General features: G+C 57.1%; 22 protein-coding genes and 1 pseudogene. 15 read left to right on the top strand and 8 right to left on the bottom strand.

Annotated elements, in window-relative coordinates; genetic code table 11:
• The first annotated feature begins 81 nt into the window (after positions 1-81).
• Positions 82-528: an NUDIX domain-containing protein gene (locus ACJ77P_RS14310; RefSeq protein ID WP_367360953.1), complete on the top strand. Its 447-nt coding sequence runs from the start codon at positions 82-84 to the stop codon at positions 526-528.
• Here the strand turns inward: ACJ77P_RS14310 and ACJ77P_RS14305 are convergent.
• The 4 genes from ACJ77P_RS14305 to ACJ77P_RS14290 form a co-directional block, all read right to left on the bottom strand.
• Positions 519-1955 carry an efflux transporter outer membrane subunit gene (locus ACJ77P_RS14305; protein ID WP_408998620.1) on the bottom strand — a complete coding sequence of 479 codons (1437 nt, stop codon included), beginning with the start codon at positions 1953-1955 and terminating at the stop codon, positions 519-521. The two genes, ACJ77P_RS14310 and ACJ77P_RS14305, sit on opposite strands and share 10 nt — an antisense overlap.
• Before the next feature lie 5 nt (positions 1956-1960).
• Positions 1961-5206: an efflux RND transporter permease subunit gene (locus ACJ77P_RS14300; protein WP_408998619.1), complete on the bottom strand. Its 3246-nt coding sequence runs from the start codon at positions 5204-5206 to the stop codon at positions 1961-1963.
• A 12-nt stretch (positions 5207-5218) separates the two neighbouring features.
• The gene (locus ACJ77P_RS14295; protein ID WP_408998618.1) at positions 5219-6421 is read right to left on the bottom strand and encodes an efflux RND transporter periplasmic adaptor subunit; all 1203 of its coding nucleotides are present in this window, start codon (positions 6419-6421) and stop codon (positions 5219-5221) included.
• A gap of 147 nt (positions 6422-6568) precedes the next feature.
• Complete coding sequence (locus ACJ77P_RS14290; protein ID WP_367360135.1) at positions 6569-7144, bottom strand: TetR/AcrR family transcriptional regulator; 576 nt, start codon at positions 7142-7144, stop codon at positions 6569-6571.
• A gap of 277 nt (positions 7145-7421) precedes the next feature.
• On the opposite strand from ACJ77P_RS14290, the gene sfsA reads away from it, so the two are divergent.
• A complete protein-coding gene (sfsA, locus tag ACJ77P_RS14285) occupies positions 7422-8570 on the top strand; it encodes a DNA/RNA nuclease SfsA (protein WP_367360146.1) in 1149 nt (382 codons plus the stop codon).
• Between the two features lie 267 nt (positions 8571-8837).
• On the top strand, positions 8838-9191 hold the full coding sequence (locus ACJ77P_RS14280; RefSeq protein ID WP_367360134.1) for a DUF5658 family protein: 354 nt from the start codon (positions 8838-8840) through the stop codon (positions 9189-9191).
• A 98-nt stretch (positions 9192-9289) separates the two neighbouring features.
• On the opposite strand, the gene ACJ77P_RS14275 is transcribed toward ACJ77P_RS14280, so the two are convergent.
• Complete coding sequence (locus ACJ77P_RS14275) at positions 9290-10864, bottom strand: MFS transporter (protein WP_367360133.1); 1575 nt, start codon at positions 10862-10864, stop codon at positions 9290-9292.
• A 172-nt stretch (positions 10865-11036) separates the two neighbouring features.
• Here ACJ77P_RS14275 and ACJ77P_RS14270 point away from each other — a divergent pair, with 172 nt between their 5' ends.
• Together ACJ77P_RS14270 and ACJ77P_RS14265 are read left to right on the top strand one after the other, a co-directional pair.
• Positions 11037-11588 (top strand): cupin domain-containing protein, encoded by a 552-nt coding sequence (locus ACJ77P_RS14270; RefSeq protein ID WP_408998617.1) that lies wholly within the window; start codon positions 11037-11039, stop codon positions 11586-11588.
• Between the two features lie 163 nt (positions 11589-11751).
• Positions 11752-13098 (top strand): MFS transporter, encoded by a 1347-nt coding sequence (locus tag ACJ77P_RS14265; protein WP_408998616.1) that lies wholly within the window; start codon positions 11752-11754, stop codon positions 13096-13098.
• A gap of 21 nt (positions 13099-13119) precedes the next feature.
• On the opposite strand, the gene ACJ77P_RS14260 is transcribed toward ACJ77P_RS14265, so the two are convergent.
• Positions 13120-14769, bottom strand: a complete 1650-nt coding sequence (locus ACJ77P_RS14260; RefSeq protein WP_408998615.1) for a phosphoenolpyruvate carboxykinase — start codon at positions 14767-14769, stop codon at positions 13120-13122.
• A 90-nt stretch (positions 14770-14859) separates the two neighbouring features.
• A complete protein-coding gene (locus tag ACJ77P_RS14255) occupies positions 14860-15297 on the bottom strand; it encodes a pyridoxamine 5'-phosphate oxidase family protein (RefSeq protein ID WP_367360129.1) in 438 nt (145 codons plus the stop codon).
• A 172-nt stretch (positions 15298-15469) separates the two neighbouring features.
• Here ACJ77P_RS14255 and mutY point away from each other — a divergent pair, with 172 nt between their 5' ends.
• The 5 genes and pseudogenes from mutY (at position 15470) to ACJ77P_RS14230 (ending at position 18850) form a co-directional block, all read left to right on the top strand.
• Positions 15470-16570, top strand: coding sequence for an A/G-specific adenine glycosylase (gene mutY / locus ACJ77P_RS14250; protein WP_408998614.1), 1101 nt, complete (start codon positions 15470-15472; stop codon positions 16568-16570).
• A pseudogene (locus tag ACJ77P_RS14245) lies at positions 16554-16793 on the top strand (hypothetical protein); the annotation flags it as partial. The gene mutY and the pseudogene ACJ77P_RS14245, both read left to right, overlap by 17 nt.
• Positions 16794-16817: 24 nt before the next feature.
• Positions 16818-17261 carry a thioredoxin gene (gene trxA, locus ACJ77P_RS14240; RefSeq protein WP_408999438.1) on the top strand — a complete coding sequence of 148 codons (444 nt, stop codon included), beginning with the start codon at positions 16818-16820 and terminating at the stop codon, positions 17259-17261.
• 54 nt (positions 17262-17315) lie between these two features.
• Positions 17316-17864, top strand: a complete 549-nt coding sequence (locus ACJ77P_RS14235; protein WP_367360127.1) for an NUDIX hydrolase — start codon at positions 17316-17318, stop codon at positions 17862-17864.
• 293 nt (positions 17865-18157) lie between these two features.
• Positions 18158-18850: an AAA family ATPase gene (locus tag ACJ77P_RS14230; protein WP_408998613.1), complete on the top strand. Its 693-nt coding sequence runs from the start codon at positions 18158-18160 to the stop codon at positions 18848-18850.
• A gap of 254 nt (positions 18851-19104) precedes the next feature.
• Here the strand turns inward: ACJ77P_RS14230 and ACJ77P_RS14225 are convergent, their stop codons facing one another.
• Entirely contained in the window at positions 19105-19560 is a 456-nt protein-coding gene (locus ACJ77P_RS14225) for a hypothetical protein (RefSeq protein ID WP_367360125.1), read from the bottom strand.
• A gap of 568 nt (positions 19561-20128) precedes the next feature.
• Between ACJ77P_RS14225 and ACJ77P_RS14220 the strand changes: the two genes are divergently transcribed.
• The 5 genes from ACJ77P_RS14220 (at position 20129) to ACJ77P_RS14200 (ending at position 23289) form a co-directional block, all read left to right on the top strand.
• Positions 20129-20986 carry an AAA family ATPase gene (locus ACJ77P_RS14220; protein ID WP_367360124.1) on the top strand — a complete coding sequence of 286 codons (858 nt, stop codon included), beginning with the start codon at positions 20129-20131 and terminating at the stop codon, positions 20984-20986.
• Positions 20987-21112: 126 nt separating this feature from the next.
• Positions 21113-21586, top strand: coding sequence for a phosphate-starvation-inducible PsiE family protein (locus tag ACJ77P_RS14215; protein WP_367360123.1), 474 nt, complete (start codon positions 21113-21115; stop codon positions 21584-21586).
• A 331-nt stretch (positions 21587-21917) separates the two neighbouring features.
• A complete protein-coding gene (locus tag ACJ77P_RS14210) occupies positions 21918-22238 on the top strand; it encodes a zf-TFIIB domain-containing protein (protein ID WP_367360122.1) in 321 nt (106 codons plus the stop codon).
• Positions 22239-22428: 190 nt separating this feature from the next.
• On the top strand, positions 22429-22575 hold the full coding sequence (locus ACJ77P_RS14205) for a hypothetical protein (RefSeq protein ID WP_408998612.1): 147 nt from the start codon (positions 22429-22431) through the stop codon (positions 22573-22575).
• 12 nt (positions 22576-22587) lie between these two features.
• On the top strand, positions 22588-23289 hold the full coding sequence (locus ACJ77P_RS14200; protein ID WP_367360120.1) for a DUF502 domain-containing protein: 702 nt from the start codon (positions 22588-22590) through the stop codon (positions 23287-23289).
• Positions 23290-23377 lie beyond the last annotated feature (88 nt).

Raw genomic sequence — 23377 nt, 5'->3', positions numbered from 1 at the left:
TCCCAAAGCTAAACCTCGAATAAAATCGGGAAATGTGTTACCAAGAAATCTATCAACAGCCAATGGCATGAGGAGGTTTTTATGAGAGTTCGCGTATCCGCTGTATTTGAACAGGCCGGTGAAATTCTCTGCATGAAGTACGTCTACGGCGGAAAGGAGGTCTTTGCCCTTCCCGGCGGCGGGGTGGACAAGGACATACCGCTCCAGGAAGCCATTGTGAACGAATGGAAGGAAGAGCTGGGGGTGAAGGTCGATATCGGCGACATTATCCTGATCGGCGAAGCCCCTGCCGGAAAGAGGCATCCCCAGACCCTGCACATTGTCTTCGAGGCAACGGAAATCCGCGGCGCTCCGAAAGTGCGGCCTGACGCCACTCATTCCCTGGATGTCGCCTGGGTTTCCCTGGATCGATTACCTTCGCTTCCCCTGTATCCCGACGTGGGCAAACAGCTTTCGATCAGTCTCTCCGAAGCTCCCCGCCGGTCCATCACCTTCATCAGCAACTGCATGGAGCGGGGTTACTGGTAACGGAAGTCCTCCGTTGATCCGCCGCCCAGCACCTTGTACAGGGTGATCCGGCTGGTGAACCCCTCAAGGCGAAGGGCGGTCAAGGCCTGCTGAGCGCTGTACAGGGAACGCTGGGCGTCCAGGACACTCAGGTAGCTGTCGATTCCCCTGTCGTAGCGGGCGTCGGCGAGGCGGTAAGCCTTGGCGGTCGCCTCCACAAGGGATTGCTGTGCCGCCAACTGCTCTCCCAGGGTACCCTTCAGAGCCAGGGCATCCGCCACTTCCCGGAAGGCCGCCTGAATCGTCTGTTCGTACCGGGTTACGGAGATCTCCCGCTCCACTTTTGTGACATCATAAGCGGACCAGGTGCGGGCGTCGAAAATCGGCATGACGATCTGCGGGCCGAAAGTCCAGGTGCCCTGTCCGGACTTGAACAGGTCGGACAGGTCGGCGCTTGCCGTTCCGAGAGTCGTCGTCAGTGAGATGCGGGGGAAGAAGGCCGCCCGGGCGGCGCCGATGTTGGCGTGGGCCGCTTTGAGCCGGTGCTCCGCGGCCAGCACATCGGGCCGGCTTAACAGCACATCGGAAGAAAGGCCGGCAGAGACCTCTTTCGGAGGTTTGATTCCACTGAGCTTTGACGGGAGGAACTCCGCGGGAACAGGTGCCCCAGCGAGAAGATCCAGGGCGTTGACATCCTGCGCCGCCCATTGTGTGTAAATGGCGACGTTTCGCCTGGCCGTATCCACCTGCGTCTGCGCACGGCTGAGATCCAGTTCCGATGCGAGCCCCACGTCATAACGCTTTCGGATCAGATTGTAGGCGGTTTGCTGGGTTTCAAGCGTGGAGCGGGAAAGGACGAGATTCTCACCATCGGCGGCCAGGGCAAACCAGACGTTGGCCACCTCTGACACCAATAGAATCTGTGCGTTGCGCCGGGCCTGATCCGTTGCCAGATATTCTTCCAGCGCCCGGTCCTTGAGGCTCTGGATGCGTCCGAAAAAATCGATTTCCCAGGAACTGACGCCGAAATCGACACGGTATTGCTCCCGGGTCGTTCTGCGCCCGGAGGAGGACAGATCCGCCGGCACCCGTTCCTTGATTCCGCTTCCGGCTGCATCCAGCGAGGGCAGCAGTTCGTCGCGCTGAACGCGGTAGAGCGCACGCGCCCTCTCGACGTTCAAGGCCGCCAGGCGCAGGTCGCGGCTGTTTTTCAGGGCGATTTCCACGGCCTTTTGCAGGCGTTCCTCGGGGAGAAATTCCCGCCATGGCAAATCGGCTGCCGGTTCGGAAACGGCAGGCCTTTCTTCCTGGTAGGCGGCGCCCGTCGGCCAGTTGCCGGGGACGGGGGACGCCGGGCGGTCGTACTTCGGGGCCAGGGTGCATCCTCCCAGCAGGACCGCAAGGATTCCCAGCATCAAAAGCCGCCATCTATCTTTGCTTATGTTCATGATTTTCAATCCTCGATTGGATTTTTCTTCTCATCTTCGACGGCCTTGAGTTCATCCGTCAGTTCCTGATCGATCACACCAATGCGGTGGGATGCGTTTAGCGGAGCTGTTCCGGCCGTGTTCTGCTGCAGTTTTTTCCCGAACAGTTTTTCGATCAGCACGTAGAAGAGGGGAGCAAAAATAATCACCAGAACCGTGGAGGTGACCATTCCTCCCAGCACGCCGGTGCCGATGGCATTCTGGGCGCCCGCGCCCGCTCCTGTAGCCAGGGTAAGGGGGAGAACGCCGAAACCGAAGGCCAGGGAGGTCATGACGATCGGCCGGAAGCGCAATCGGGCCCCCTCCAGGGTGGCTTCGATCAGATCCATGCCCCTTTCCCGTCCGGCCTTCGCGAACTGGACGATCAGGATGGCGTTTTTGGTGGTGAGCCCAAGGGTCGTCAGAAGGCCGATCTGAAAATAGACGTCATTGGGCAATCCCCGCAGGCTTGAGGCGATGACGCCGCCAATGACCCCGAGAGGCAGGGCGAACAGGATCGAAAAGGGGATCGGCCAACTCTCATAGAGGGCTGCCAGGCAGAGGAAGATCACGAAAATGGAAAAGGCATAGAGCAATCCGGCCTGAGAGCTGGCCATCCGCTCCTGGTAGGAAAGGCCGGTCCAGTCGAAGCCGACACCCTGCGGCAACTTTGCGACAAACCCTTCCATGGCCTCCATGGCTTCACCGGAACTCCTGCCCGCCGCCGCCTCTCCCACGATGTTGACGGACGGGAAACCGTTGTATCGCTCCAGTTTGGGAGAGCCGGATGTCCAGTGTCCCGTGGCGAAGGAGGAAAAGGGAACCATCCGGCCCGCGTTATTGCGCACGTGAAGCTTTTCCAGGTCACTGGGCAGCATGCGGTAGGGGGCATCCGCCTGGACGTATACCCGCTTGACCCGGCCGGCCTGGATGAAGTCATTGACATAGACGCTGCCGAAGGCCGCAGAGATCGTACTGTGGATCGACGTTATCGGCAATCCCAGCGCGCCGGCCTTTTCCCAGTCGACGTCAACCCGGTACTCCGGCACATCTTCCAGGCCATTGGGCCGGACCTTCGTCAACACCTTGTCTTGAGCCGCCATGCCGAGGAGCTGATTCCGGGCCGCCATCAGCCGGGCGTGTCCCATGCCGCCCCGGTCGAGGAGCTGGAGGTCGAACCCTTTGGACGTGCCCAGTTCAATCACTGCGGGAGGTGCAAAGGCAAAAACCATGGCATTGCGAATCCTGGAAAATGTCCCCATGGCCCTTCCGGCCACGGCCCCCACCTTCAGATCCTGCCGGCTTCGTAAATCCCAGTCCTTCAACTGGACAAAGGCCAGTCCCGCGTTCTGCCCCCGGCCGGAAAAGTTCATGCCGGAAATCGTCATGATGGATTTGACGGCATCTTTCTCGTTTTCCAGAAAGTGATTCCTGACCGTTTTCATGACGTCGTCCGTCTGTTCCAGGGCTGAATTTGCCGGAAGCATGGCCTGAATCATGAGAAATCCCTGATCTTCGTCGGGAAGATAGGAAGTGGGCATACGGAGGAACAGAAATCCCAGGGCGGCCACAATCACGAGAAAAACGGCCAGATAGCGGAGCTTTCGGGAGAGGGAATGGTCGACCAGGCGGAGGTAGAAATCACGGATGCGGGAAAACGTGCGGTCAAACCACCGGAAAAAGGGGCGCAGAAAAAAGATGGAGTTCTCCGCCGTTTCGTGCCCCGCAGACACCGGTTTGAGAAGGGAGGCGCAGAGGACGGGCGTCAGAATGAGGGCCACCAGAACGGAAAGCAGCATGGAGGCGGTGATGGTGATGGAGAACTGGCGGTAGATGACCCCCGTGGATCCGCTGAAAAAAGCCATGGGGCCGAAGACCGCGGAGAGAACCAGCCCGATGCCGATCAGGGCGCTGGTGATCTGTTCCATGGACTTGCGGGTGGCCTCCTTGGGAGAAAGCCCTTCTTCTCTCATGATCCGCTCGACGTTTTCCACCACGACAATGGCGTCATCCACCAGCAGGCCGATGGCCAGCACCATGGCAAACATGGTCAGCATGTTGATGGAAAATCCGAAGAGGCCCAGCACCGCAAAGGTTCCGAGGAGCACGACAGGCACGGCGATGGTCGGGATCAGCGTGGCCCGAAGATTTCCCATGAAGAGGAACATGACCAGAAAAACCAGCAGGATCGCCTCGAAAAGGGTCTTGACCACCTCATGAATCGCCACGCTGACAAAAGGAGTGGTGTCGTAGGGATAAACGACTTTCATGCCGGTTGGAAAGAATCGGCTCATTTCCGCCATCTTGTTTCGAACATTATCCGCCGTCTCCAGGGCATTGGCGCCTGCGGCCTGGCGAATGGCGAGTCCGGCGGAGGGTTTGCCGTTGTAGTGCGACTGGATATCATAGGTTTCCGTGCCCAGCTCCGTCCTGCCTATATCCCTGACCCGCACAACGGAGCCGTCCGGATTGGTGCGCAGAGGAATGGCGGCAAACTCCTCCGGCGTCTTGAGCATGCTCTGGACGATGATGGCGGCGTTGAGCCGCTGGCCTTCCACAGCCGGGGCGCCGCCGAACTGACCTGCGGAGACCTCCACGTTGTAGGCCTTCAATGCGGTGATGACATCCGGGATGGTCATTCCGTAATCGGTCAGCTTGTCGGGGTTCAGCCAGATCCGCATGGCATACTGGGAGCCGAAAATCTCCACCTCGCCGACTCCCGGTACCCTGGAGAGCACCTTTTCCAGGTTGGATTGGGCATAGTCGCGCAGGTCATTGCCATCCATGCTTCCGTCTTCCGAGATCAGGCCCACGATCAGCAGCCAGTTTCGCGTGGATTTAGCCACCTTGACACCGGCATCCTGCACCACCTCCGGCAGGCTCGCCATGGCGAGCTGAAGCTTGTTCTGCACCTGGGCCCAGGCCAGATCCGGATCGGTTCCCGGGGCAAAGGTCAACTCGATGCGGGACTGGCCGGAGGAATCGCTGGTCGCTGAAAGGTACAGCATCTTGTCGAAGCCGGTCATCTTCTGCTCGATGATCTGGGTGATGCTGTTTTCGACCGTCTCGGCGGAAGCCCCCGGGTAGAAAGCGGTAATGGCGATGGACGGCGGCGCGATGGGGGGGTACTGTGAAATGGGCAGATTGTAAATGGCCAGGCCTCCCGCCGCCATCATGATGATGGCGATGACCCAGGCGAACACCGGCCGGTCCAGAAAGAATCGTGATAACATTGTGAGCCTCCGTCAGTTTGTTTTCGTCGCCGGAGGGATCACGCGCCCGTTCTCCCCGCTGTCTGTTGCCTTGGCGGCAGCAAAAGGAACCACCTGCACCGGAATCCCCGGTTTCACCTTCTGCGCACCCTCCACGATGACCCTATCGCCGGCTGCGAGACCCGATGACACCAGCCATTTATCGCCGATGGTCCGATCGACCTTCAGCATCCGCTGCTGGACTTTTCCGTCGGCGTCCACAACCAGGGCAAGGGGATTCCCCTTCGGGTCGCGGCTGACGCCCTGCTGGGGGACCAGGAGGGCCTGCTCATTGACCCCTTCTTCGATGACGGCCCGTGCGTACATTCCGGGGAGAAGAATTCCCTCCGGATTGGGGAACACAATGCGGAGAATGAAGGATCCGGTCGTCGGGTCAACCGTGATGTCACGGAACTGGAGCTTTCCTTCCAGGGGATAGAACGTGCCGTCCTCCAGGAGAAGTTTGACCTTTGCCGAATTGACGTTTTCCTTCTTGAGGATGCCGCTGGCCATGCTCTTCTTGAGATGCAGCAGGCTGCTGCTTGACTGGGTGACGTCGACGTAGATGGGGTCGATCTGCTGGATCGTGGTCAATGCGATTCCCTGGCCGGCCGTTGCCAGGGCGCCGACGGTCACAAGAGATCTGCCGATGCGGCCGGAAATGGGGGCGGTAATCCGCGTATGGGCCAGGTTGATGCGGGCGGTTTCCACCGCCGCCTTGCCGGCCTGGATTTCCGCCTCGGCCTGCTTGAGGGCGGCGGCGGCATCATCGTATTCCTGGCGGCTGACCGCCTTGCTGCCGACCAGCTCCTTGTAGCGTTCGGCCCGGTAGCGGATGGAAGTCACATTGGCCTCCGCCCGGGCGAGGTTGGCCTTGGCGCTGGCATAGGCTGCCTGATATGTCGACGGGTCAATCTGATAGAGAACATCGCCGGCCTTTACATCCGATCCCTCTGTGAAATGGCGCTTCTGGAGAATACCGCTCACCTGGGGCCGGACCTCCGCCATCAGATAGGCGGATGTCCGGCCGGGCAGTTCGTTGGTGATCTTTACCTGCTCCGTTTGCACGGTTACCACGGCCACTTCGGGAGGGCCACCCTGCGGGGGCTGTTTCTCTTCCCCGCAGCCGGCAACAACCAGGAATCCGGCCAGGACTCCTGCAATAGCTATGAGCCTTACGCTGTCACGAATGTGCATGTTCCACCTCTACCGCTTGAAATGAAAGAGTCTGCATCCTCTGCTGTTTTTCAGATTCCGGATTTCGTATGGCCATGAACGGCGAAATGTTTTAAAAAAGAACCATTGGATTCTCCTGAATGAAAGTTCATTCTGAAGCGCTTTTCCTTATCTTTTGACTCCATCCCAGCAGGCCTCCACGGTCCGTGTGATCAGGGTATCGTCCAGGACGATGAACCCCAGGATATGATCCCGCGCCAGAGCGACCAGGGGGCCGAAGGCCAGGTCGAAAAGGACGGCAAGGGGGAAATCCTTCAGAACCTGCTGGATGATCCCTTCGGTAAAGAGCTGCCTGGTGATATCCACATCATCCGCCTTGTTCAGAAGCTGATCCCTGCGCAGGGAGATGCCGTAGGGGGAGTTGTGGTACTGTTCCATGTAACGGAAATGCACCGGAAACGATATGAAATAGTGGAGAAGGGTGGTTCCGATGAGGAGAAACCGCTCCCGGAAGGGCTTTTCCGCAGAGTACTCCTTCCGGAGAGCCCCGAGGATCTTTTCCTCCAGTTCATGGTACAACGCGTTGATCAGAACATCCTTGTTCTCGAAGTACCGATAGATGGTGCCTACAGCGACATCGGACTTCTCGGCGATCATCGCCATCGTGGCGCCGTGAAAGCCCTTCTCCGTGATCAGTTCCAGTGCGCCCTGGATGATGTCATTCCGTTTGTCCGGCATCGTCATGGTTTTCTCTTTTCTGTAGGTGAATGAACATTCATTCATTGAATAAGGCGACTTTTTAATTTTTTGCCTGAATTTTGTCAAGCCTTTTCATTGTGTTCAGAGGGAACACAGCGGTGGACTCCGCCGGAAAGCGGTGGGGAAAGATACCCTGGCATCCGCGTCGACGGTATGATAGGACTTTCCATTCACATTGCATGCCTCGGACGGGGGGCTGATTTCAAGTCCGGATGGACTTTGCGGAAACGCCGGCTGAAATCCGGAAAAGGGATTGAAACGAATGGGAAGGACGATCGAAAAGGCCCGGTTTATCGCCAGGCCGAACCGGTTCACGGTGCGCTGCGCTCTGGGTTCTGAAATCCTGGAGGCCTATCTGCCCAATCCGGGACGTCTATGGGAGCTGCTGCTGCCGGACAGCGAGCTTTATGTCATCCGGCAGGAAACCGCTGCTAACCGCAAACTTCAGGGGCTCGTTGTGGCCGTCGAACGGGAGGGCCGTCCCGTCATGCTCCATACCCTGGCCTGCAATGACATCGTGGCCGACCTCCTGGGCCGGCGCCGCCTGCCCGGTTTCGAAGAGATGCGGATTGTGCGGCGTGAAGTCACCCGAGGTTCCAGCCGCTTCGACTTTCTGCTGGAGGAGGGCGGTCTTCAGCACCTGCTGGAGGTGAAATCCTGCACGCTCTTCGGCCGCCGGATCGCCATGTTTCCCGATGCCGTCACCTCCCGCGGGCGGCGGCATCTGCTGGAACTGGCCGAGCTTGCCCGGCGGGGGACGCCGGCACATGTCCTGTTTCTTGTCGGCTGCCCCCATGCGGATTACTTTCTGCCCGACTACCACACCGACTTCGCCTTTGCGTCGGCCTTTCTGGCTGTGCGGGACCTGGTCCGGTTTCATCCCCTCGCGGTCGACTGGCAGCCGGACATGACGCCCGGCCCGAACATCCGGAAACTGTCGATCCCCTGGTCTCTTCTGGAGCGGGAAAGCGGGGACTTCGGCTGCACCCTGCTGATCCTTCATCTTCCCGGGGATGTGACGTTTTCATCGTCCGGTTCGGGTCGCCTGCTGTTCAGGAAGGGCTACTATGTTTCCGTCGATTCCGTCCATTCCGGGTTGACCCGCCGTCTTCAATCGGCCCTGCGAAAACCGGCGGCGGCGAGAGTCGGCGGTGGAGGCGTTCTGGAGACCCTGAAGGCTGCCGCGGACAGCCGTCAGATCATCCCGATCCGGACGGCGGAGCCGTTGGAGGCGGAACTGGCCTCCGCCATCGCCCGTGTCGCCGACTGGACTCTTTCGACCGCTGAATTTCCGGGGGAGCCGGCCCCCCCTCGCTTCTTCGGGATGACGGACCCTCCCCTTACCCGCCGCGCGTTCGTGGAACTGCTCCTGGATTTTCGCATCAACCGCCTGGAAAAGCATCTTTCCTGAAGAGGGGATGCCTGTCCCGTAACGCCGGGGCTTAGCCTTCGGATACCTATCATTCCTTACTCCATTTCAGTAACAGGAAAGGCTTAAATCAGATTTTCAAGGCCCATAAATCAGGCCTTTCCCGATTGTGAAACACCTCACACTCCTGTATTCAAAAAACAGAGATTCTTTCGCCCGGCGATGAAACAACAGCCGCGGCGGGAATCAGCATCTGTCAGCTGGCGTGCCTGTTTGCCTTTTAAAAAAATCGTGAGGTGTACTTGGCAGATGATTCAAGAATTCAAATGCGAAAAAATGTGGGGATGGAACCCGGGCCGCATGTTTGCCGTTCCGGCTGCCCTGTGGATCCTGCTGACCTCGTTGAATCTGCTGGATTACTTTGCGACGAAGCACGCGTTATCCAACGGCTGCCGTGAACTGAACCCCTTCGTGGCGAGGCTTTTCCAGATAGATGAATTCAATGCGGTTCTGGCGACGAAGCTCTTGTTCCTGGCGGTCCTGTTTGTGCTGCTGCCCTTTGTTAAAAGCTGGAAACTGAATCTTCTGGCAATCGCCACCCTCTTGTACGCAGCCGTTGCCACATATCACCTCTACGGAGCGTATCTCTTTCATTTCATGTAGCATCATCCCGGGATGGTCTTTGAGTGCTTGGGCCGCGGATGGAAAAGAGCCCCGGAGATGCTTCCGGGATCGAACCGCCGATGGCATTCAGCCGATCTTCACCCGCTGGTCACGGATTTCCCTTCTGAAGATTCCGCCGATAAAGGCTCCGGATTGGCCTGTCTGCGTTTCGTTAACGCCGGCAGGATGCAGGAGAACAGGAAATAGCCCAGGGCGATCATGAAGGGCCTGGGGGAGGAAATCTGCCAGGGAAGGTAAATCTCTCCGCCGGGATGAACGGAATGGATGAAGCCGAACAGGGTCAGGCCCGCGCAGGTCAAGGTGCACAGGGCGGCAAGGCGGACCTGTTGGTCGATGAGAAAGGCCAGCATGCTGCCCCAGAGCAGGCCGGTCACTATGAAGCCGTTACTGAGCACCGTGAGGGTTGAATGCAGGACCTGCAGGCGAACCGGTAACGCCTCAGGGGTAATGGAGGCCGCGTCCAGGAATTGGCGAAGAATAATGGTCACTAGATGGGCGACGACCGGCAGGAAGCTGAGGCTTACGGCGGCAGAGTGGGCGTCCGGCGACTCCCTGTAGGCCTGATGGACGATCTCGAAGCCGATGAAGAGGAAAATGGGGGCGATAACGGCCCGGGGAATCAGTCCGACAAAGAGGGACATCAGGCCGACGACGGAGCCGATGCCGACTGCAAGGGCGGTAAAAAGCGTGTACAGCCAGGTTGCCCCCATCTTTTTGTAAGCCGGGTGGCCGATGTAGGGCGTGGTCTGGGCCACCCCGCCGAAGAAGGCGGCAATCAGGGAGGTGCATGCCTCCGTGAGGAGAATGTCCCTTGTCCGGTAAGCATCGCCTGCCAGACGGGCGCTTTCGGTATTGTTGATGCCGCCGATGATCGTGAGGATGCCGAAGGGAATGGCCAGCGGCAGATACGGGATGCACCGGGGAAGGGTTTGCAGAAAGTCCAGGGAAAAAAGCGGGATGCAGAGCTTCATGTCAAAGGCGGGTGTCTTGAATTCCGGGATGTATCCGGCGTATCCCAGAGCAAAATGAAGGGCGGTCCCGAGGATGACGGCAGCCAGAACGCCGGGAACGCGTCCCGGAAGCTGGAGCTTGCCGATCAGCACGGCCAGGATCAGTCCCATGGCCACCATCCCCACCACCACTTCGTTGAAGATTTCGATGAGGGGCAGAAAGCCGAGCAGCAGAAGCCCGACCCCGGCGATCGATCCCAGGAGTCCGGCCGTGGGAAAAATCCGCTGAATCCAGGCGCCGGAAAAGGAAGTGACCATCTTGACGATGCCGATCATGAAGAGGGTGGCCATGCCGACGTGCCAGGTGAGCAGCGCGTCCTGCGAGGCGATGTACGTCGGGCCGAGGACAGCGTAGGCGATCCCGATCGTGGATGGCGTATCCAGGCCGAGCGGCATCGCGGTGACATCCCTGCGGCCGGTTTTCCGGGCCAGACGAAGGGCCAGAAGGCTGTAGAGGAGGTCGCCGAAGAAAATCCCCATGGCGGTGCCGGGGATCATGCGCGTCAGGATGATTTCTGCCGGGTAGTTGAAGGTGTGGACGAGAATGGCGCTGAGAAAGATGAGCACCCCGACGTTGTCGAGAAACAGGGCGAGAAACGCCGTCGTTTCTCCCCAGAATCGGTTTTTGCGGTCTTCGTTCACGGCAGGATCGCTCCTTTTTGTGCTCCGGCGCAGCATAGCCGAACACGGTCGGTTATTTCAAGGATCCATCCGCCTGTTTCTTCTGTTCCTGCGCCCTCCGCAAAAAATTGATGGGTGTGCCTGGTGCGCTCTGTGCAGGAACATGGGTAGCCAAAAATGAAGGAAGGTGCATATGATGCCCCAAAAAAGGATCGGCTTTCCGGTAACCCTTTCCGTTGTCCTGTTTCTGTTGAGCGGCTGCGCTTCTACTTTTCGGCCCGGTCTGGAGGCGGACCCGGTTTCCATTGTCTCCAGGGAACTCGTCAAAACGACCAGGAGCTGGGATGGGCAGCTGCTGCCTGCCTATCCGCAAAGTCAGCCGGAGATCTCAATCCGGAGGATCACCATCCCCGCAGGGGCCCGGCTGGAAACGCACAGCCATCCCGTGATCAATGCCGGCATTGTGCTCAGCGGGGGGCTGACGGTCGTGACGACCGGGGGAGACACGCTGCACCTCAAGGCCGGGGACCCCATCGTCGAGGTGGTGAACAAGCTCCATTACGGCGTGAATGAGGGGACCATTCCAGCGGAACTTGTCGTTTTTTATGCCGGGACCGTCAACGTGCCGATCACCGTTGTCCGGGAGCGATCAGAAGGCTCCGTGATCCCGCCGGCAGGCGGCAATCCCGCACTGGATGAGCCGGAGACGGCTTCCGGTCCCTCGCAGGGGTCAAAATTCGATTGATCAGGATTGGACTCTCTGATAGGTCTGTCCCGTCGGGGACCGACTCCCGGGGCCTCTTTAATTCCCTATCCAGAGAGCCGTCTGCAGCTGTGCCGGCTCCAGTAGGCAAAGAATTTTGACTTCCTCACCTTCTGACAGATCCTATCCGGCAGCAAGCCGAACCGTGGCCCTGGTTGTCACCACCATGGCCTCTTTTCTTACGCCGTTCATGGGATCCGCCATCAATGTGGCCCTTCCCGCCCTGGGCCGGGAATTTTCCCTGAACGCCCTGTTTCTGAACTGGATGGCCACCATCTTTCTGCTGGCGGCGGCAATGAGCCTGGTCCCCCTGGGCAGGATGGCCGACCTTTACGGCAGGAAAAGGCTTTTTCTCTGGGGCGTGGCCCTTTACGCCCTTTCCTCCCTGGCCTGCAGCGCCGCTCCCGATGCCGTCATGCTGATCATCCTGCGCTTTCTTCAGGGCATCGGCGGGGCCATGATCTTTGGGACATCAACGGCCATCCTCATCTCTGTCTTTCCCCGCAGCGAACGGGGGAAAGTGCTGGGAATCAACGTTGCGGCCGTCTACACCGGGCTTTCCGCGGGGCCGTTGATCGGTGGAATCCTGACGCAGCATCTGGGATGGAGGAGCATCTTCCTGTTGAACGCCATCCTGGGGCTGGCCGTCCTGTTTTGCACCCTGTGGAAGCTGAAAGATGAATGGGCCGAAGCCCGGGGAGAGAGGTTCGATCTGGCAGGCTCCTTCATTTACAGCCTGAGCCTTCTTTTGCTGATGGTTGGCATTTCGTTCCTGCCGGCGGCGGCCGCCGGGTTATCCGCTGTTGCCGGGATTGCCGGGATCGTGGTTTTCCTGAGATGGGAAAAGGGAAATCCCAGCCCTCTGATCAACGTCTCCCTGTTCTACCAAAACCGGGCCTTCACCTTCTCCAACCTGGCCGCCTTGGTCCACTACTGCGCCACCTATGCCGTGAGCTTTCTCATGAGCCTCTATCTGCAGCTCATTGAAGGCCTGTCTCCGCAGTACGCCGGGTTGATTCTCCTGATCCAGCCGGTTCTTCAGGCTGTTTTTTCACCGGTGATCGGCCGCCTCTCCGACCGGGTTCAACCCAGGATCCTGGCTTCCCTGGGGATGGCCCTCACCGTCTGCGGCCTGGGCCTGCTCACCTTCATATCCACCTTCTCGACCCTGTTTCCCATCCTGCTTAGCCTTGTTCTGCTGGGGCTGGGGTTTGCCCTGTTCTCGTCGCCCAATGTGAACGCCATCATGAGTTCCGTCGACAGGAAGTTCCTCGGGCTGGCCTCCGGAACGCTGGCCACGATGCGGATTCTGGGGCAGATGTTCAGCATGGGGATCGCCATGCTGATGTTCGCCCTCTTGATCGGAAAAGTGGAGCTGTCCCCACTCTACTATCCACTGCTTTTAACAAGCATGACATGGACTTTTTTCCTGCTCGCCCTGCTCTGCAGTCTGGGAGTTTTCGCCTCTCTGGCCAGGGGCCCGATGCGCTGAAGGGGCTCCTCCTCCATCCCGCTATTCGATATCGAAGGCTTCCCTTGGAGAAAATTCCTTGTACTGGTAGGGAAGGGCCTCGCGAATCGCCTCTGGAATCCGTCCGTATGTCCCTTCAAATTCCTCCAGATATTCCCGGCGGCCGCGGTAAAAATCCCGGAGTCGCTTTTCCAGAAGGTCCTGGTCGTCAAAAAGCCGGTGTGCGGCCATAAGATCCAGGTTGGCCCGGTCGCACTTAATGGGGTAGTGGTAGCCCAGGTGGTCGGCCTCCAGGCTGAAGCGGAGCTGATTGCGGACCAGGTCGTTGTAGGTGGACAGGGACTGCCGCAGGGTAACCTTGTCTTCCCGGATTCCGATGGTTCCCGTGTTGGCCAGATAGCACTGGATTTTATTGCGCTTGACGATATCGTAAAAAATCATCGCATGTTCCAGGCGTTCGCCGGCCATGAAGGGATCGAGGAAGAACTCCCGCTTGAAGCGGCCGGCCTCTTCGGGGTTTCCCCCGCTGCTTTCGATGGATTCCCCATAGATGAACTGCATGGTGGCCTGTTCCGGTGTCAGGCGGCTGATGACGTTGACCAGGGGATTGCGTGTCAGGATGATGATGTAGTTCAGGCGATCGGCCCGCAGGCTTGGCGAGGCGATTTCCAGGTTGTCCCGGGAGACGACGGCCCTGCCGTTTCCTGTCTTGGAGATGTCGGCGAAATTGGGCATGTAGGGATACTTGGTCAGGGCCACGTTCTCCAGGAAGGCTTCCTTGGACTCCGCCGCCCGGAGGATTTCCGGCTGGCTAGCGTCCAGCCCTTCCGTCTTGACATAAACGCCGCCCATTTCGAAGGCCGCGTAACCCCCGTCAAACATCAGGGCGCCTCCATCATCGCCGATCATTTCCGAGCGCTCCCTGGGTATTTTCGTGAACTTGCGGCAGAGGGTCGTCGTCTTTCCGGTTGCGGTCAGGCCTGCCGCCGCAGTGACGATCTCCGTCATTTCCGGCCGGCCGGATGCCTGATCATAAACCCAGAGAAAGTCGCGGCGGGCGCCGGCGTGGAGAAAGAGCCCGGTTTTGTCGATGGCCTTGATCCGCCAGTCTTCAAACTGGAAGATGCCCTTTTTCCCCTCTCCGAGATAAATCGTATTGCGGCAGATCTTGACCTGGTCTCCGCGTTTTTCGCCCAGCATGAGGCGGACGGAGATGTCCTTTTCCAGCAGTTTCTTCTCGCGGTTTCGCTCGAAGGACCCGTCGGTGAAGTAGATGATCGTGTAGGTTGGGTTGTCCAGGACGACCGGCGGATGATTGAAGAGGAGTTTCAAGCCGTAGGCGAGTTGGGCGTACTGCTCCGGGATGAGGAACCGTGCTGAAACACCGTCCCGGCCGTCTCCGATGAAGGTGTCCAGGGAGATGATCGTTTCCTTTTTCAGGAGCTCCAGCATCTCCGCCGCCAGCTGCGCTTCCTCCTCGCCGAAGGGATGGTCCACGCTGTTGCAGGTGTGGGGCGCCGAACGGGACATGGGCTCGGAATCCGCGGCCACCGAGCCGATCTGGGTTTGAATGACACCCTCCTGGCGCAGGGCGATTTCTTTCAATTCATCCAGAGAGCGGCCCTCGATGAGGCGGCCCTCCTTCCTGGCGGTTTCGTAAAGCTGATTGGCCGCCGCTTTGAAGATGTTCATGGATTTTCTCCCTTGCTGAGATCTGGGCCCTGCATGGATGAATACATTGGGACCGGTTGTTCCGTCACTTCTTCTTTCCCGCCTGCGCTCTCAGTCCAGAGAAACGAAGGAGGCGTCTGTAATTCCGTCCAGGAGCTGGAAAGATTTTGCCCTGATCCGGAAGAACTCTGTTTCCGGGCTTTCGGCAAAGGCCTTCAGGTGGGGATGCCGCTCCAGCAGACGATTCCGAATCCGCTCTTGTTCCTCTTCACTTTCAATCCGTTCAAACCGGCCGGTCACGGTCAGAGCCTTTGTGCGAGGCCGGTTTTCCGGAGAGTCCTGCCCCCTGGTATCGACAAGCAGACTGACGGCGGGATTGGCCATCAGATTTTCATATTTCCGGGTATTTCTGAGGGTCATCATGTAGATCTCCCTGCAGTCCTCATCAACGGCGTAAGACATGAGCGAACAATGGGGTTCATTTCCGGATACGGTTGCCAATACGCAGGTGTCCTTGGATTTCATCAGTTCTTTCATCACTTCCAGCACGGCGTGAACCTCCCGACGGGGAATAGGGACATAAAACGCTTCCCTTGAAAAAGTGCCTTCCTGATGGAACACGTCGTGTGATATACGATTTCCATCGTGCCGAGGCGCTTTAAAAATACGGGAACTCTCATGAAATATCAATAAAATCCTTCTGCGAAGAAACGATTCCGACATGGACAAACGGACAACATCCCTGAAGCGGGCGGAACAGACCGCAGGCGGTATCGCGGAACGCCTCCTGTCCTGGTATGAAAGGAATAAGCGGCGCCTCCCCTGGCGGAATACTGCTGACCCGTATGCCATATGGCTTTCGGAGATCATGCTGCAGCAAACCCAGGTTGAGGCGGTTATTCCTCATTACCGACGGTTTCTGGAGCGCTTTCCAACGCTCGAGGATCTGGCCCGGTCCCCTTTGGAAGAGGTGCTGAAAGCCTGGGAAAATATGGGTTATTACAGCCGTGCCCGTAATCTGCACGCGGCGTCCCGGCGGATTGTGGACCTCCATGCCGGCCGGCTGCCTGAAAATCCCGATGAGCTCAAGGCGCTGCCCGGTATCGGCCCCTACACGTCAGGGGCCATTCTCAGTATGGCCTTCGGGAAGGCCGTTCCGGCCGTCGACGGCAATGTAAAGCGGGTTTTGTGCCGGCTTTTCGCTGTGGACAGTCCGTTGAGCGACGGTGCGACGCAGCGGTTTATCACTGCTCTGGCGGAGAAGCTGGTTCCCGCCGAGAGGCCCGGTCCGTTCAATTCGGCTCTCATGGAGCTGGGGGCGCTTCTTTGTCGGCCGGGAATTCCGCAGTGTCCGGATTGCCCCCTGAGATCGAACTGCCTGGGCTACGCCGGCAACTGCCAGAATCGGCTGCCGGTGGCCGGAAAGAAGGCGAAACGGCCGGACAAGGAAGCCGGCGCAGCGATTCTCCGCGATTCTAAGGGCCGTTTTTTCATCGTTCGACGACCGGCAGACGGTTTTCTGGGAGGGCTCTGGAAGTTTCCCGGCGGGATGCTCCATCCCGGTGAAACGGTTACGGATGCCCTGAAAAGCCGCTGCCGGGAGGAGCTCGGCATTTCCATTTCCGTGAAGGATCACCTGATGACCCTGCAGCAGTTCTACTCGCATTTCCGGCTGACGCTTCACGTTTTCTCCGGGACGATCCAGGAAGGTGGTCCGCTATCGCCTGCCGCCGGCAACCGGCTTTGGGCATCCCCCGCTGACATCCGGAAATACCCCTTTTCACGGGTCGAGCTGAGGATTCTCGATGCCCTGTTCATCTGAGCCTTGCCGCCCTCTTCGGGCCTTTACTTTTCCATCCAACTCGGGTAATTTATGGGCAATTTCAGCTGGCCCGTTCAGCGGCGGCTGCAGATCAAAGCATAGCAAACATGACGAGGATTTGGGTTTTTCCATGAATACGGACGATATCATCATTCGTTGTCTTAACTGTGGAACAAAAAATCGTATTCCCAGAACGCGGTTTAAGGAAAATCCCGTATGCGGCCGATGCCATGCGAAGTTGGACGACATGATCATCCGGTGCCTGAATTGCGGGACAAAGAATCGCATGCCTGAAAATCGGCTCAATGCTCACCCCCTCTGCGGCCGCTGCGGTGCGCCGCTGGTCGTGGAAAGCGGCCTGCATACGCCTGTGGAGGTTACGGACAGCACGTTTTTAGGAGAGGTGCTGACATCGAACCGTTCCGTCCTGGTGGACTGCTGGGCGCCCTGGTGCGGTCCCTGCCGTTCCCTGGCCTCGCATCTCGAAGAACTGGCCGCAAAATACGGGGGCGGAATCAAAATCGCCAAGCTGAATGTGGATGAGAATCCCCTGACCGCTCAACAGTACAATGTCCGGAATATCCCCACCATGCTGCTCTTCTCCAAGGGGAGGCTGGTAAATACCCTCGTCGGACTGCTTTCGAAGGAGGAAATCGAGCGCCACCTGTTGTCCGTCATGGAGACGAGCTGATCAGGGTTGACGAAGTGAAGATCTGGGCAGGATTGACAAAGGGGATGGGAAGGAGTGCCTGAAATTAAGCCGAAAAGATTGGAAGAAAACAGGGTCTACACGTGCCGCATTTTTGAGGTCTACGAAGGAAAGATTCAGCTGCCGGACGGGCGGGTCGCCGACCAGAGCTGGATTACTCACAAGCCCGTCATTGCGGCTGTTCCGGTGACCTCCGAGGGGCGGCTCCTCCTCATCCGGCAGTATCGTTCGGCTGTTGAGCAGATGCTTCTCGAAATCCCCGCCGGCACCGTGGACAAGGGGCCTGAGACGATCGAAGAGTGCGTTCAGCGGGAGCTTGCGGAAGAGATCGGGTTTCAGGCCCGTACGCTGGTCAAACTGTTTGAAGGATATCTGGTTCCCGGCTACTGCAATGAATACATGCACTATTATCTGGCCATGGATCTTTTTGCGGCTGCGCTGCCGCCCGATGTGGACGAAGTGATTGAGCTCGTTCCCGTCTCTTTTCCGGAGGCCATGGAAATGATGAAGGAAGGTCGGATTGTCGACTCAAAAACCGCCCTGGGTATCACCCTGGCTTGGGAGTATCTGAAGAACCGTTCCTGACGCGACTCATTTCAATTCAGAGCGGCGGATTCCGAAATGGCTCCTCGCCCTGGGGCTCTGTACGCCTATAACGTCCCTATCCTCATTTAAGCTGGAACCGGAGCCGGATCCGGATTTTTCCCCGGAAGGATGGCGCCTTGCTCCGCAATGATTTGTTTTGATGAAGCTTGCCCCATTTTGAAGAATCTGTTATAAAAATCCATCTGCATGTGGAGCTGAAAGCTGTTAAGTTCTTGCTGTGAAGAGTATCCGTGACGGCCAGCCCGAATCTTCATTCAAAGGAGGAATGACGTATGAAAAAAGAAACCCGTTCTCTGGACCAATTGGTGAGCGCACAGCTAGCCCGCTGGCATACGCGGCAGGCTGCCCAAAAGAAAATGGAGGAAGAAAAACCCAAACCCTGCATGACCATATCAATTGATCCCGGCAGCGGAGGCGTCGAAATCGCCAAAAGACTTGCGTCGTTGCTTGGAATGGACCTTCTGGGCAGTGAAATTATCCAGCGAATCGCAGAAAGCTCGGAAAAGAGCGAAGAGGCCGTCAAATCTCTCGATGAGAAGGAAACATCAAAACTCAATTCCTGGCTCAGTTCCCTGTTCGCCACTCAGCATCTTACACCCGATGAGTATCTGCGCCATCTGACCCGTGTCGTCGGTGCGATCGGGAAATACGGCAATGCCATGCTCCTGGGTCGTGGCGCTCAGTACATCCTTCCCCGCGAAACGACATTCCGGACCAGGATCATAGCCCCCCTGGACATGCGGATCGAGAAGGCAGAGAAAGCAAGAAATCAAAGCCGGAAGGATGCGGAAGACTTTGTCCTGAAGATGGAATATGATCGGAGATCCTTTGTTGAACAGTACTTCCACCGGGATGTCACGAATCCCCTGGACTATGACCTCGTGTTGAACACCGAAAACCTGAGCATCGATGCGGCGGTTGCAACGCTCGAGACCGCCTTTAAGGCTAAATTTAAAGGGATGTGAGAGGACGGTACGCCGTCAACATCAAACCCGGTTGAAAATTCTCCGGATCCGCTCCTCTGAATGTACCGGGCGTCAGAGATCCGGATTTCTTTCCACCTTACATCAAAGCGTCCCCCGACGTTGTTTTGCGATCGTCCTTCCGAATGCACGGTTGTGCATACCCACACCGCTCCTGTTCAGCCGTCCTGCGAGCCTGTTCGATCTACATATTTGGAGTTACACAACCGTTTCTTTTCGGAAGCCGGGAAACCGGATTATTTTTTTGCGCCTTTCCAGAACGCTTCGTATCGCCTGCTGATGATATAAATGGCGTGGTCGAAAATGCGCATGGTCTTGGTGATGGCCTCAATGGCCTGATAAGAGTCCAGGGGGCTGGTGAAGACAACCTGCATGTCGGCATAAAGCCAGAGATGCCGGCGCATCATGATGAGGGCATGAAGGGCTTCGTTAAGCGGAGTCCCTTCCTGGAATCTTCGCTCCGCGTACTTGGAGAAATATTCCTCCTGCCCGGAGTAAGGTTTCGGTTCGAAATAAAGATTCGTGAAGTTTTCGTAAAAATCCACCGCGTAGCTGATGCACTGATCCTGGGTATAATCATGATATGATGGCGTTTTGGGATTTTTTCGTACATCCTTTGCCCAATTTGCTGCAATGTCCCTCTTGTGTTTCACCACCACATCAAATAGGCGATCTGCAAAAACTTTCATCATGACCTGTATTCCTCCTGAATAGAAATGTTTATGTATTAAAACCGGTCAGCGTGACCATGCCCTCCCCAGCAAGCCATGATCATCTCTGTCCATGTCCCGATTTTCCGATGCGTTAAGTTGACACCGCGCTCAGTACACCACTGATTTGCGATGTATGTTTACTCGCATTGCGAAAAAATATCAATCATTTCCTGCAAAAGAATTGCAAAGGGCCTGCAGATTGTTTCAACTCAAAATATCGCCTTGATTTCCCAGGCAAATTAGTCAATATTTAATTGATGTTAAAAAGTAAAGTCTTTTTTTAACGCTTCGGTGCCGTCCTTCTTTTCCACCTTGGGGAATTTAGGCCCACTTTTTTGTCGGATTTTCGTATTTCCTGAGGGAAAAGGTTCATAGGGAAGGCATCGTCCCCCTTCCGGCAGCGGATCAGTGGCCCAGAGGCCTTTGACGGCCGTCATTTTGCCCCGTTTTTCCCTGTAAGGCATAAAGGGCCGGAAAGCAGTGGGAAAATCCGGACCGAACGGAAGTTCCCGGACGAGAAGACCCCATTTTCAAGGAGGTACCGATCATGGCAGGCGAAACGAAATACTGCGCCATTTGCGCCTGGCGGGAGAACTGCCAGAAGCGTTACAGTGTTCGCACAGATATCATGGGAAATGTCTATTGCAATGAATTCACCCGCGATCTGACCTTGAAGAGGAAGGAAGAGGTGGAAGAGCAGAACAGAGAAGCCGCTTCCAGGATCGAGCGATATATCGAAAGTCAATTGCAGCGGATGAAAAATCTTTCCGAACAGGAACTTAAAGAGGGAGCCAGCGGGGGCGTGATCACGATTTCCCGGGAGGCGGGTGCCTGCGGGACTGAAATCGCCCAGCGTCTTTCCCGGGAGCTGAACATGGAGCTGATGAACAATCAGATTATCGACTATGTGGCGGAAAGCGCGCAGATCAGCAAACGGGTCATCGAATCGCTGGATGAAAAGGAGGTGAGCCGACGCGACGCCTGGATAGCTTCCTTTTTCGAGCACAAGCACCTGTGGCCGGACCAGTACCTGGACCACCTGATCAAGATTATCGCCACCATCGGACGTTACGGAAATGCAATTATCGTCGGTCGGGGCGCCCACTACATTCTGCCTCCGGAGAAGCTTTTCCGAATCCGGCTGGTGGCCCCCCTGGAAGACCGGATCGCGCACATCATGAAGGTTCAGAACGCGACCCGCAAGGAGGCGGAAAAATACGTCCTGAAAACCGACAACGACCGGCAAGCCTTCATCCGGAAGTATTTTCACATGGATATGACGGATCCCGGCCATTACGACCTGTTGATCAACATGCGGATCATCACCGTTGACGGTGCCGTGGAGGCCATCAAGGCGGCCTTTCTGAAGCGGAAAGGTCTTGAGGCTGCCTCTCCGGCGGCGTAAGCGATGCCGGACGCTTCCGTCCTGGCTGGAAGCTGACAAGACACCCGGGAGTGCCCGTCCAGGACCTCTGGCCGGAACCATTGGGGCAATCCATAACATCATGTTTCCTTATCGAGAGGAACAGCCATGGAAAAAGACGATGACGTAGCGCGCCAGGAGCTTGAATCCGGTCATGAGTTCGATCCGGCGCATGAAGATCGCACCATCCGTTTTTTGCATAAGGTCATAAGAATTGCCGTGAAAGTTCTGGCGGTGCTCATGGTCCTTGTGATTGTCTGGGGCATTGCGGACGTCATCTATATTTTATACCAGCGGCTGGTCCAGCCGCCTTTTATGCTTTTGCAGATCAGTGACATACTTGCCACCTTCGGCGGTTTTCTGGCCGTATTGATCGCCATTGAAATCTTCATCAACATCAGGATGTACCTGAGCACGAATGTATTGCCTGTCCGGCTGGTGATCGCCACGGCGCTGATGGCCATTGCCCGGAAAGTCATCATTTTTGATTTCGAATATATAACGCCTCCTTTCATCTATGGAACCGCGGCCGTTGTTTTGGCTTTGGGATTGACGTACTGGCTGATTACAAAAAGAGCTTAGGCCGTCGGATCTCAGAACGGCCAGGAACGGCAGGCAGGGGTCATGGGGCATGGCGTTTTGAACCTGTAACCTGTCGAAATCCGGTTTAATATACGAAGATTGGCCACTATGTTATTGACATGCGAGCCCATTGCTTTATAAATAGGCTCGATCTTTTTTTTATAAAACGGTATAAAGCCAAGCGGATTCTATGCCTGCAGGATCGTCCTCCCGGCGGCGGTTGCGGGGTTGCGCTGAAACGGAAGCCAGGGCTCGTCTCTCAAGATCGATGTGGCGGCATTTCAGGCAGCGCGCTGTTTTTTTACTACTGGAATAGAAAGGAGTAATGTCCATGGCTGAAAAATCTATCTTGAAAATCAACAGTGAGGATGCTTATTTCGAGAAGCATTACCGGAAGCAGATGGAGGAGGTGCGGGCTGCAGCCCAGCAGGAGGCGAACGAAACCTATAAAAATGAGCACAAAAATCACTGCTTCCGGTGCGGGACGCACAGCCTTGTGGAGGTTCAGCAGGGCGATGTCCACATCGACATCTGCATCAACGAGGGATGCGGTGCGATCCACCTCGATCCCGGCGAACTGGAAAAAATATTGGAAGGCGAAGGCGGACTTTTTGGAAAAATAAAATCTTCCGTATTTTCGGTTTTTAAATGAGGGCTTGAGGGCAGGAAAGAGGCGGAGACCCAACGGTTTTTTCTGCTGGAGGGTATCCTTCTCTTTCAACGAGCCGGATGGTGGAAATTTTTCCAATCCGGCTCGTTGGCTGTCATTGAGGCCGGGCCGCAGGGTCGGGAACAGGCGACTCCTTCGGGACACCATGAATCGGGCGGAAACTGTGCAATGCATGAACGGCATTGATTGTTTCTGCAGGCCGGCAGTTCATTCGCCGATCGGGTCGGGCGATCAAAATCGTCTGCTGATGGCTGCCGGGCAGAGAGCTTTGAACGCGCTCGGCTATCCGGCGGACATTTCCGAGCGCCCGCCTTTGTAAGGGGACTCGATTGTGAACGCCCGGGATGCCAAATCTGCTCAAGTCCACCACGGCGCTCATTTTGGTCGGCATGTGCTGATCGGGTTTTTTACCATTGCGCCTCTGTGGGTCACCTGGCTGGTATTCGATTTTCTCCTTGATCTCCTTGCGGGCATAGGCAGGCCGATCCTCCTTGCCGCGGCAAGCCTCGCGGCGCCCGTTTCAGGCACGCTGGCCGCATGGCTTCTCAATTCCACATTTCAAAAACTGGTGGCTGTGCTCTTTACGCTGGCCCTGATATACGGCATTGGCCTGTTCGCCTCGATGGTGCTTGGGCGCAAACTGATTGCAGCCGTGGAGGCGATGCTGAATCGCCTGCCTCTGGTGCAGACCGTCTACGGCGGCACAAAGCGATTTCTTTCAGCCCTCAGAAAACCTCCTGTTTACGGCCAACGCGTCGTTTTGATCAGCTTTCCGACCCCGGAAATGAAGGCATTGGGTTTTGTAACCAAGATCATACGCGACGAGGCTGGCGGCCGTGACCTGGCGGCTGTCTATGTCCCCACCTCACCCAATCCGACTTCCGGTTACATTGAAATCGTTCCGCTTTCGGAAGTGGTCCAGACCGACTGGAGCATCGAGGAAGCGATGAGCTTCGTCGTGACCGGCGGCGCAAACGGGCCTGATTCCGTCCATTTCGACAACAGGCCTCGAAATGGGAGAAACCACCCATGACAGGCTATTCTGTGTTCGCGACACCTGAAAAAAGCTCCAGGCACCAGGCTTCAGCCTGGTGATCCAAGAAACGACCATCAGCCAGAGC

It is taken from the genome of Syntrophus buswellii (assembly GCF_046097065.1).
GTDB classification, from domain to species: domain Bacteria; phylum Desulfobacterota; class Syntrophia; order Syntrophales; family Syntrophaceae; genus Syntrophus; species Syntrophus buswellii.
The sequence above is the reverse complement of the archived record's forward strand: the minus strand, read 5'-3'. Positions and strand labels throughout refer to the sequence as shown.

What these genes read in the sequence shown, in the direction of transcription:
- ACJ77P_RS14310 (WP_367360953.1), top strand. Translation starts at nt 82, where the DNA reads ATGAGAGTTCGCGTATCCGCTGTATTTGAACAGGCCGGTGAAATTCTC.
- ACJ77P_RS14305 (WP_408998620.1), bottom strand. Translation starts at nt 1,955, where the DNA reads ATGAACATAAGCAAAGATAGATGGCGGCTTTTGATGCTGGGAATCCTT.
- ACJ77P_RS14300 (WP_408998619.1), bottom strand. Translation starts at nt 5,206, where the DNA reads ATGTTATCACGATTCTTTCTGGACCGGCCGGTGTTCGCCTGGGTCATC.
- ACJ77P_RS14295 (WP_408998618.1), bottom strand. Translation starts at nt 6,421, where the DNA reads ATGCACATTCGTGACAGCGTAAGGCTCATAGCTATTGCAGGAGTCCTG.
- ACJ77P_RS14290 (WP_367360135.1), bottom strand. Translation starts at nt 7,144, where the DNA reads ATGACGATGCCGGACAAACGGAATGACATCATCCAGGGCGCACTGGAA.
- sfsA (WP_367360146.1), top strand. Translation starts at nt 7,422, where the DNA reads ATGGGAAGGACGATCGAAAAGGCCCGGTTTATCGCCAGGCCGAACCGG.
- ACJ77P_RS14280 (WP_367360134.1), top strand. Translation starts at nt 8,838, where the DNA reads ATGATTCAAGAATTCAAATGCGAAAAAATGTGGGGATGGAACCCGGGC.
- ACJ77P_RS14270 (WP_408998617.1), top strand. Translation starts at nt 11,037, where the DNA reads ATGATGCCCCAAAAAAGGATCGGCTTTCCGGTAACCCTTTCCGTTGTC.
- ACJ77P_RS14260 (WP_408998615.1), bottom strand. Translation starts at nt 14,769, where the DNA reads ATGAACATCTTCAAAGCGGCGGCCAATCAGCTTTACGAAACCGCCAGG.
- mutY (WP_408998614.1), top strand. Translation starts at nt 15,470, where the DNA reads ATGGACAAACGGACAACATCCCTGAAGCGGGCGGAACAGACCGCAGGC.
- trxA (WP_408999438.1), top strand. Translation starts at nt 16,818, where the DNA reads ATGATCATCCGGTGCCTGAATTGCGGGACAAAGAATCGCATGCCTGAA.
- ACJ77P_RS14230 (WP_408998613.1), top strand. Translation starts at nt 18,158, where the DNA reads ATGAAAAAAGAAACCCGTTCTCTGGACCAATTGGTGAGCGCACAGCTA.
- ACJ77P_RS14225 (WP_367360125.1), bottom strand. Translation starts at nt 19,560, where the DNA reads ATGATGAAAGTTTTTGCAGATCGCCTATTTGATGTGGTGGTGAAACAC.
- ACJ77P_RS14220 (WP_367360124.1), top strand. Translation starts at nt 20,129, where the DNA reads ATGGCAGGCGAAACGAAATACTGCGCCATTTGCGCCTGGCGGGAGAAC.
- ACJ77P_RS14215 (WP_367360123.1), top strand. Translation starts at nt 21,113, where the DNA reads ATGGAAAAAGACGATGACGTAGCGCGCCAGGAGCTTGAATCCGGTCAT.
- ACJ77P_RS14210 (WP_367360122.1), top strand. Translation starts at nt 21,918, where the DNA reads ATGGCTGAAAAATCTATCTTGAAAATCAACAGTGAGGATGCTTATTTC.
- ACJ77P_RS14205 (WP_408998612.1), top strand. Translation starts at nt 22,429, where the DNA reads ATGAACGGCATTGATTGTTTCTGCAGGCCGGCAGTTCATTCGCCGATC.